Here is a 5,230-nt window from a genome sequence, read left to right as displayed (position 1 = left end):
GATAGGCAGGCAATGCGAACTATTAGGATTGTCCCTGTCAGGGTATTATTATGAACCTCAAGGGGAGACGGAGTTGAATTTGGCGACAGAGCATCCTGATCAGGTCTGGTGTGCTGATATTACCTATATCAGGATGGCACAAGGGGCACAGTAGAACTCAAACCATACGATGTTGCGGTGTGGAAGTAAGGGGTGGGACATTTTCACAGAATAAAAACAAAGGTAAGGGGCAACACTTGACAAATCCCTCCTTATAGCTATACTTATAAGCCAGTACCGTGAAGGGATTACACTTTGTGACGTCCCAGAAGTGGGACGTCTTTTTTTGCGCTTTGATCAGAAAAATGCCACAGAGCAAACGTCCCGACCGGTAACTAGGAATAAATCAAACAGGCCATTAGACTGCGGCCCAATTAGCGCTTTTAGGCCAAGACTTAAAACGCAGGACGTGTCGTTTTGTACTTCGTGGATTGCCTTACCTAACAGGCTTCAGCCTAAACTCCTGTTTTTATATGGAGGAACTACTCTTTAATGGAACAGAAAAACGATAGTGGATTTACCCAATATTCTCTTCGCCGGGAACTGTTAAAGGCGATCGCCGACAAAGGATTCACCGAACCGACTCCGGTCCAGACCGAGGTTCTGGGCCATGAAAGCATCACCGGAGATCTTATCGTGCGGGCTAAAACCGGTTCGGGAAAGACCCTCGCCTTTCTTCTGCCTTTATTAAGCGACGAACGAATGACTACCAAGACTCCTGGGGTGCTTATCGTGTCCCCTACCAGGGAACTGGCTCTACAAATCTCCCGCGAAGCAATCTGGCTTTCCGGAAATCTCGACTGCACCTGTGCCTCACTGGTGGGCGGAATGGATATGGCCCGGCAGATTATCGATTTGCGCCGGGGAGCTTCTCTCGTTGTCGGAACGCCCGGTAGAATCCTCGATCATATCCGCCGGGGAACCCTGCGAACCGACACCATCCATACCGTGGTGTTGGATGAAGGGGATCATATGCTGGACATGGGCTTTCGTGAAGAACTGGAGGGCATTCTCGATGCCTCACGACAACGGGAAAAAACCTGGATTTTTTCAGCGACGATGCCGGATTCGATCCAAACGCTGATCAGACAATACCTGTCCGATCCGGAAACCATATCCCTTGTCAAGGAGGGTGAGCAGCATTCCGAAATCGCTCATACCGTGTACACTGTCCCCCGTAACCGTAGACTGGAAGGACTGACCAACGTCCTCTTATGGGAAAATTCCGGCCGGGGTCTGGTGTTTTGCCAAACACGCGCCGAAACCATGGAAGTCACCAACCACCTTATTGACGAACGATTCCGAGCCACCTGTCTCCATGGGGAAATGAGCCAGCGGGAAAGGAACCAGGCTCTCTCCCAATTCACCTCGGGGAAGGTAACCTACCTGGTGGCGACCAACGTGGCCGCCCGGGGGCTGGATGTTCCCGGTGTCGAGCACGTTTTCCAACTTGGACTGCCTTCCGATACGGAAACCTTTATTCATCGGAGCGGCCGTACCGGACGGGCCGGACAAACCGGACACAATATTCTGATTCTGAATCAATTTGAAGCGGAAAAGCTCCGTTTTATGCTCCGGGGAACCCGCATCCGCATTACCTGGCTTCCCGTTCCCGACAGTTCTGTAATCAGGGATAAACAGCGCTCGCGATTCGAAGAAAAGATCCTGACCCAGAATCCGGATCAAATCCAGGAAACCAGAGCTTGGGCCACCGACTTAATTGCTCGTACCGACATTCTGGACCTCGTGACCGGTCTGTTAAATCTTTCGGGGAATTCTTTCAAAAACGGGTACAATCTTAAGATGGAACTTGAACATGAAATCGACCAACGCAAATCCCACTCGCGAAACGGACACAAACTCTCTACCCCCGAACGATCCCATCACCGCCGATCGAAAGGAACGCTGGTCCGCCTGGCGGTCACCGATCCCACTGAGTGGAATACCGGCCGGGTCCTAAGAGCGGTGTGTACTTCGCTGGGAGTAGACAGCCAAGATGTAGCGGAAATCATTCTGAAACCGAGTTCCGTTCTGGTAGGTCTCTTGCCCACGGCATACGAGAAGTACCGTCTCAATCCGGAAAAACTATCGCAGGCCAACCTCCTCTCCCAGGACCAGGAACCCCACCGGAGAAAACAAAAACCCCGAGAAACCTCCCGGTCCAGACCGGTTCGGGTCTAACCAGAAAAAATGGCTCAGGAATGAAGGCAGTATTCTTCACCCCTGAGCCATCAACCTGACTGATCACCGTTCACCATTCACCCGTATTTCACCCATTCTTTCGGGCAAATTCCTTCATCAATCCCACCAGGGTCTCTACGGCTTCAATAGTTACGGCGTTATATAGCGACGCCCGGCAGCCACCTACCGAACGGTGCCCTTTTAACCCGATCAGGCCAGCCTTATTCACTTCCTGGATGAACTGCTGCTCCAGTTCAGGAGTTGGGAGTTGAAAGATCACGTTCATCCAGGATTGACTGTCTAGTTCCACAGGGCTTCGGAAAAATTCTTGGCTGTCCAGATAGTCATAAAGGAGTCTGGCTTTCCGGCGGTTAACGTCTTCCATCTTTTGTAAACCCCCGATCTCCTCCTCCAGCCAGCGCATAACCAGCCCAACCACGTATATGGCAAAACAGGGAGGAGTGTTGTATAGGGAGTTCGATTCGACAAAGGTCGGATATTTCAGCATGACCGGGAGACTCTCCGGGGTGCGCTCGAGCATGTCTTCCCGGATAATCACGATGGTCACGCCGGCCGGCCCGGCGTTTTTCTGGGCTCCGGCGTAAATCAGTCCGAACGGCTTGGTATCGAATCTCCGGCTGAAAATGTCCGAGGACATGTCACTGACCAAAGGCACTTTTCCGCTGTCCGGGAATGTATGCCATTGGGTCCCGCGGATAGTATTGTTGGAGGTCAGATGTAAATAGGAAATAGCGGGGTCCACGGGGAAACCCTTCGGAATATAGGTATGATTCCGGTCTGACGAGGAAGCGACTACCTGGATTTCTTTTTCAAGCACCTTGGCCTCCTTGATAGCTTTCGATGCCCAATACCCGGTGTCGATATAGCCAACGGGTTTCCCCGCTTGGGACAGGTTCAGGGGGACCATACTAAACTGCAGACTCGCCCCTCCCTGCAGAAAGAGCACCCGAAAGCGCTCATCCAATTCCAACAGTCGCTTGATCCGCTCAACGGCATCGTTCAATATTCCCTCAAACTGTTTCGAGCGGTGGCTCAATTCCAAAACGGACGTCCCCGTCGAGGCATAATCGAGCAACTCCAACTGAATGCGCTCCAAAACCGGGAGCGGTAGGGCGGCCGGCCCCGGGTTAAATACGAATGCACGCTTCCCCATTCTTCTTCCTCCCATCTCAGAGTATACCCTCTTTTTTCGAAAAGTTAACAGTGACCATTATACAGTGTCAAGAAGTAAAAGATACATTTGTAACGCCCAAAACAGTAGGTCAATATCTCCGAGCTACCCGGTCGCCGGTTAAAGACGGGAGGTTCGGTTCGTTTTCTACGACGTTACCAACTACCCTCAGGGTTTCTCGAAGTACCACCAATTCGCTATTCTCCCCCACCTTGGCTTCAGTTAGGCTCGGATCGACTGGACCCGCCTCTCGGATGTCAGGGTACGTTGTGCCGGGTAAACAGCCGGCTTTGCCGCATTTATGAGAAGCGGTGGGAAAAATGGTACGGGGTTTTTCGGTCTAGCGGAAAGAGACTAAGAAATTCCATTCATCATGGCGCGTACCCTAGGGGGGACAGCGCCTGATGGATCATCCACATAATTTGACCTTGGTTCACCCCTCAGTTATCCCAGGTTGTTTTCTATTTGATCTCGCTGTTTGAACGATTATTTTTTACGGCTAATGATATCCCAAAAACTCCGCCCCTTTGACTTGTATCCATCGACATTCTTAAAACCTTTTTCCGCAATCTTTTTAGTGTCCAACTTTTTTTCACTCTTTGCCGAAACTTTCATTGATTTATTCTTTTTGGCCATTGGTCTCACTCCTCAAGTATTGTTCATGATATAATCCCTTTCCCCTGCCTTAACCCAGCTCCCCTTGTTCTGAATAAGACATAGACGCATATCCTGCACCATCACCTCTTAAATATTCTTAAGAGTCAATAAGGATTTTCAATCAACACCAATCATCTATCACTCATCACTTCCTTATTGATAGAAGCCGTTCCCGGTGTTATTAAAGCATCTGTAACTCCGGCTCACTGTCTTAAACAGGCTTATGACGGTGAGCCGGAGTTCATTCTGGGAGTGTGGTTCGGATCTTGTGTCCTAAATTTACGAGTAAGTTCCCGCCTCGCTCGCTTTGACCCGTTCTTCCTGTGTCATCGCCGCCAGCCGCTCGACCTCGTGGATAGGAAGCGATAAACCTCCGGCCACCCGGCGGCCGTATTCCTCATCCACTCTGTAAAACAAGGCGGCCTGACGCATTTGAAGCCTTTTCTGAGCCCTGCCCAGGTGTCCCACAATGTTCGTGATGAGGTGGGCACGATCGCTATCGGTCATAACTTTGCGATACAGGGCTCCGGCCTGGACAAAATCGTCATTGGGATGGGTGAATGGGAAACGGCCGGCTGGGCCGGTCAGGCCATAGTAAGGTTCGGCGGCCTTCGGATCCGGGGCCGGTCCACCGAAACTGTTAGGCCAGTAGTTGGGCCCACCACCCCCGTTATCGTCAACCCGCATGAACCCGTCACGCTGGTAAGTCTTTTCCGGGGCTTTGTTTGAAGCATTGACCGGAATCAGGTGATAGTTGGGACCCAGCCTATGCAGGTGTGTGTCGTGATAAGAAAAGGCTCTGGCCTGCAGCATCTTGTCCGGTGACAGAGCGATGCCGGGGACCACGTTTCCCGGGCAGAAAGCCGCCTGTTCCACTTCCGCAAAATAGTTCACTGGATTACGGTCCAGGACCAGCCGACCGATCTTGATTGGCGGGACTTCGGAATGCGGCCAGACCTTGGTGATGTCCAGGATATCCCAGGGAAAGACTTCCGCCTGCTGTGGGGTGAGAATCTGCATTTCGAGGGTCCAGGACGGATATTCACCCCTTTCGATCGCTTCATATAGATCGCGGGTGGCGTGATCCGGGTCCTCACCACTGAGTCTGGTGGCTTCTTCTGCGGTCAGGTTCCGGATACCCTGGTCCGTTTTGAAGTGATA

Annotated in this window: 4 protein-coding genes; 1 reads left to right on the top strand and 3 read right to left on the bottom strand. The window is 51.7% G+C overall.

Annotated features, from left to right (window positions below):
* The first annotated feature begins 531 nt into the window (after nt 1–531).
* Nucleotides 532–2,220: a DEAD/DEAH box helicase gene (locus tag VLH40_05635; GenBank protein HSV31490.1), complete on the top strand. Its 1,689-nt coding sequence runs from the start codon at nt 532–534 to the stop codon at nt 2,218–2,220.
* Nucleotides 2,221–2,308: 88 nt separating this feature from the next.
* Here the strand turns inward: VLH40_05635 and serC are convergent, their stop codons facing one another.
* From serC to VLH40_05620, 3 genes are all read right to left on the bottom strand, one after another.
* Nucleotides 2,309–3,394: a 3-phosphoserine/phosphohydroxythreonine transaminase gene (gene serC, locus VLH40_05630; protein HSV31489.1), complete on the bottom strand. Its 1,086-nt coding sequence runs from the start codon at nt 3,392–3,394 to the stop codon at nt 2,309–2,311.
* Nucleotides 3,395–3,898: 504 nt separating this feature from the next.
* A complete protein-coding gene (locus tag VLH40_05625; protein HSV31488.1) occupies nt 3,899–4,048 on the bottom strand; it encodes a hypothetical protein in 150 nt (49 codons plus the stop codon).
* A gap of 300 nt (nt 4,049–4,348) precedes the next feature.
* Nucleotides 4,349–5,230: catalase (locus VLH40_05620; GenBank protein ID HSV31487.1), on the bottom strand; the 882-nt coding region annotated here is incomplete at its 5' end.

It is taken from the genome of Atribacteraceae bacterium (assembly GCA_035477455.1).
GTDB lineage: Bacteria > Atribacterota > Atribacteria > Atribacterales > Atribacteraceae > DATIKP01.
This window is presented reverse-complemented; position numbering and strand designations above follow the sequence as displayed.

Coding starts and splice junctions, on each gene's coding strand:
- VLH40_05635 (HSV31490.1), top strand. CDS start 532: ATGGAACAGAAAAACGATAGTGGATTTACCCAATATTCTCTTCGCCGG.
- serC (HSV31489.1), bottom strand. CDS start 3,394: ATGGGGAAGCGTGCATTCGTATTTAACCCGGGGCCGGCCGCCCTACCG.
- VLH40_05625 (HSV31488.1), bottom strand. CDS start 4,048: ATGGCCAAAAAGAATAAATCAATGAAAGTTTCGGCAAAGAGTGAAAAA.